At 44.6% G+C, this 3,404-nt stretch carries 4 protein-coding genes; all 4 read right to left on the reverse strand.

Translation table 11 applies throughout. From position 1 onward, the window contains the following. Window positions 1–92 precede the first annotated feature (92 nt). On the reverse strand, window positions 93–1,139 hold the full coding sequence (locus BUA65_RS17335) for a TRAP transporter substrate-binding protein (protein WP_072871628.1): 1,047 nt from the start codon (window positions 1,137–1,139) through the stop codon (window positions 93–95). 52 nt (window positions 1,140–1,191) lie between these two features. After that, window positions 1,192–2,214 carry a zinc-dependent alcohol dehydrogenase gene (locus BUA65_RS17340; protein ID WP_084062675.1) on the reverse strand — a complete coding sequence of 341 codons (1,023 nt, stop codon included), beginning with the start codon at window positions 2,212–2,214 and terminating at the stop codon, window positions 1,192–1,194. A gap of 35 nt (window positions 2,215–2,249) precedes the next feature. Next, window positions 2,250–3,020, reverse strand: coding sequence for an SDR family NAD(P)-dependent oxidoreductase (locus tag BUA65_RS17345; protein ID WP_072871630.1), 771 nt, complete (start codon window positions 3,018–3,020; stop codon window positions 2,250–2,252). A 79-nt stretch (window positions 3,021–3,099) separates the two neighbouring features. Next, window positions 3,100–3,404 (reverse strand): hypothetical protein (locus BUA65_RS17350; RefSeq protein ID WP_207543938.1); only part of this gene is annotated, 305 nt, incomplete at its 5' end.

Genomic DNA, 3,404 nt, shown 5'->3' on the forward strand with positions numbered 1-3,404 from the left:
TGTGGAAGACCATTTTCATCCATGGCAGGGAGTAGCATTTTCCCTGGGCTATGTTAATATCTGCCATTTAGCTGGGGGTTTTGCGACTGTATCTATTGTACTTTCGCTATTTCGTCTAAAACTTTTTTGAGTCGATCTTTTCCAATTTCGTTTTCAAATTTCGCATAAATTGTCCTGGACTTTTCGATAAACTTTTGCTTCTCTTCGGTAGAGAGTTCGTTTACTGCAATGCCTTTCTTTTTCATTTCTTCCAAATACTTTTCGCTCAGTTCCCGATTTATCTGTCTCTGATACTTTCCGGCTTCAACAGCCGCTTTTTTAAGCAGTTCCTGATCAGCAGGAGACAGCTTATCCCATGTCTTTTTACTGATCATGAATACAAAAGGAGTATAGAAATGTCTGGATAAAGTCAGATACTTTTGCGCCTCATAAAATCCTGCATCGTAAATAAGGGTATTAGGATTCTCCTGGCCATCAATGACTTTCTGTTCCAGGGCAGTAAATACTTCATTAAAGGGCATCGGTACGGGATTGGCTCCCCAGGCCTTAAAAGTTTCCAGGTGAATCGGATTCTGCATCGTTCTAATTTTTAACCCTTTCAAATCATCGATGGAGTTAATGGGTCTTTTGCTGTTGGTAATATTCCGGAAACCATTTTCCCAATAGGCTAACCCTACCATGCCCACGTCTTCCAGAGTTTTCAGAATATCTTGTCCTGCCGGGCCGTCTAAAACCCTGTCAGCAACTTCTTCGTTCGGGAATAGATAAGGAAGATCGAAAACCATAAAGGACTTGGTAAAGTTGGCAATAGGTGCTGTGGACGGAATGGTAATATCCAGGGTACCCATTTGCAGCGCTTCCATCATGGACTTATCGTTGCCAAGCTGGCCGTCTGGAAATATCTGTAATCTAATCCTGCCGTTACTTTCTTTTTCAACGATTTCTTGAAATTTTACCAATCCTTTTCCATGGGAGCTGTTTTGTAAACTGGACCCAATGCCCGCCTTTAGAACAATCTGCTGCGCCTGATCTTTACTTTTTTCTTCACCTTCTTTTTTACTCTGCGATGTGCTACAGCCGACCAAACCAATCAACAAGCTAAAGATTGTGAAAAGTAACAGCAAACGTTTTACTCTCATAGTTTTTATTCCTCCTCCAGAAAATGAGAGATAATAGACGGAACTTCTGGAATTAAGGGTGCAACAAAACCTTCATTGAGTTCCCACCTGATAGTATTAGCCTGATACCTTCTTCGGCTTTTTCCAGCGGCAAATGGTGAGAAATTACGCTGGCAATACCCGGTTCCCGCTCGAGCATGGTAATGGCAATTCGGAAATCTTTTTGGGTATAGACCCGGGCTCCAGTTATTGACAGCTCGCGGAAATTCACTGCTTGCAGGTCAAGCGGGACGGGTTCCTTAAATACCCCGACAATAACTATTTGCCCGGTGATTTTTGTTATTTGGGTTGCCAGCGCAGCGGTTTCCGGCACGCCGGCTGCCTCAAAAACCATGTCAGCGCCATCGCCACCGGTCATGGCTAATATTTTCTGTCCGGGGTTCTGTTTGGCATCAACTACGGTAAATCCCAGATCAGAAGCCAGTTTTAGACGCTGTTCACTTATTTCACTGAGTATTACCTGAGAAGCTCCGGCATATCGTGCACTGAATGCGGTCAACAGGCCAATCGGTCCACCCCCTAACACCACAACGGTATCCCCTGCCTTGAAGTTCGACCGGCGTAAGGCATGTACCGTCACTGCGACCGGTTCTACCAGGGTAGCTATATCCAAAGGCATCCCGGGCGGTACCTTCACCACCCTGTCAGCATTCACTGCTACGTACTCTGCAAAACCACCATCGCAGTCAATCCCCACCAGCCCCAGGTTTCGACATACATGAGAGTGACCTGTTTGGCAGGGCTGACATACGCCGCAACTGATTAAAGGATTTACCGTTACCCTGTCACCTACTTTCAAATCACCCCCTTCGAGTAGTGCGGTTTCAATAATTTCTCCGGCAAACTCATGACCCATAACTAGGGGGGCTTTCGCCCTGGGGTGCTTGCCGGCGTAAATACCCAGGTCTGAACCGCAGATACCGGCATATGCTATCTTGATCATCACTTCCCCCGGCTTTAGTTTTGGAACATCTACTTCCTGCAAAGCTATCTTTTCTTTTCCTACCCAGACAGCTGCTTTCATTTTGGCATTCATTAACAACCCTCCTGAGTTGTTTGCTTCTTCCCTGCTTAGATGGCCAGCGAGAGAAAACCGCCATCAACAGCAATGGTGGTGCCGGTGACAAAATTTGAAGCGTCCGAAGCCAGGAAGATGACCGCTCCGACCAAATCCTCCGGTACACCTAACCGCCTCATCGGTGTGCGGTTTATAATTTTCTCGCAGGTCTCCTTTTCCGAAAGGACTTTCTCGGTAAGCGGGGTTTTGAAATAGCCCGGCGAGATGCAGTTGACATTGATGCCGTAAGGTGCCCATTCGGCAGCAAGGACCTTGGTCATTTGCATTACGGCACCCTTGCTGGAACAGTATGCAACTGACCGGGTAATACCAAGATGGGAACCTAGAGAGGCAAAGTTAATAATTTTTCCACCGCCTTGGGCAATCATTTTCTCTCCAACTATTTGACTGACCAGAAATACGCCCTTGGCGTTAACCTCTAAAACATTGTCCCATTCCTCTTCTGTAAGTTCCAGGGCCGGTTTTTTGTAATTTTTACCCGCTGCATTGATCAAAATATCAATTTTACCAAACTTTTCAACAACCTCATCGACCAGTCTCTTGATGTCCAACTGGTCAGTGATGTCTACCGAGGTGAGGAAAGATTTGCGGCCTAAAGCCATGATTTCTTCGACCAGATCTGCATTACGCTCCTTATTGCGACTAACCGGAATCACATTCGCTCCAGCCCTGGCTAGTCCCAAACTAACCACCTTCCCCAGTCCGCCACTACCGCCTATGAACAGAGCTACTTTTCCAGATAAGTTGAAAAGGTCTAAGCTCATAAACAACCTCCCCTTTTAAGTTATAAGCTTAAATGACCTTTAAATATTGCTAGGTAGTTTCATATTGCGAAACATCGTTTTAATAAGTTGTAAAAATAAAAGCTTGTTTCATAAAGCGAAATAATGTATTGCAACACAAAACTATACTTCGGCATGAATTTAAAAATTCCTTCAGAACTTTTATTAACTCAAAAAATTTTTTGCCATATAAAAAAGGGCAAATCTCTTTTTCTGGGAGTACGGTAAAGTATACCATAGCTGGTTGATATAACTCTTCTTTATTTTTATTAGATACAGTCGCTAAACCCCAATTAAAACCAAAGCCCATTGTCCCAACCTCTGGCAAATAACAGAAACTGCCAGGCCGTTGGGAACAACTTGCGT

Source organism: Desulfofundulus thermosubterraneus DSM 16057 (assembly GCF_900142025.1).
Lineage (GTDB): Bacteria > Bacillota > Desulfotomaculia > Desulfotomaculales > Desulfovirgulaceae > Desulfofundulus > Desulfofundulus thermosubterraneus.

What these genes read in the sequence shown, in the direction of transcription:
- BUA65_RS17335 (WP_072871628.1), bottom strand. Translation starts at nt 1,139, where the DNA reads ATGAGAGTAAAACGTTTGCTGTTACTTTTCACAATCTTTAGCTTGTTG.
- BUA65_RS17340 (WP_084062675.1), bottom strand. Translation starts at nt 2,214, where the DNA reads ATGAATGCCAAAATGAAAGCAGCTGTCTGGGTAGGAAAAGAAAAGATA.
- BUA65_RS17345 (WP_072871630.1), bottom strand. Translation starts at nt 3,020, where the DNA reads ATGAGCTTAGACCTTTTCAACTTATCTGGAAAAGTAGCTCTGTTCATA.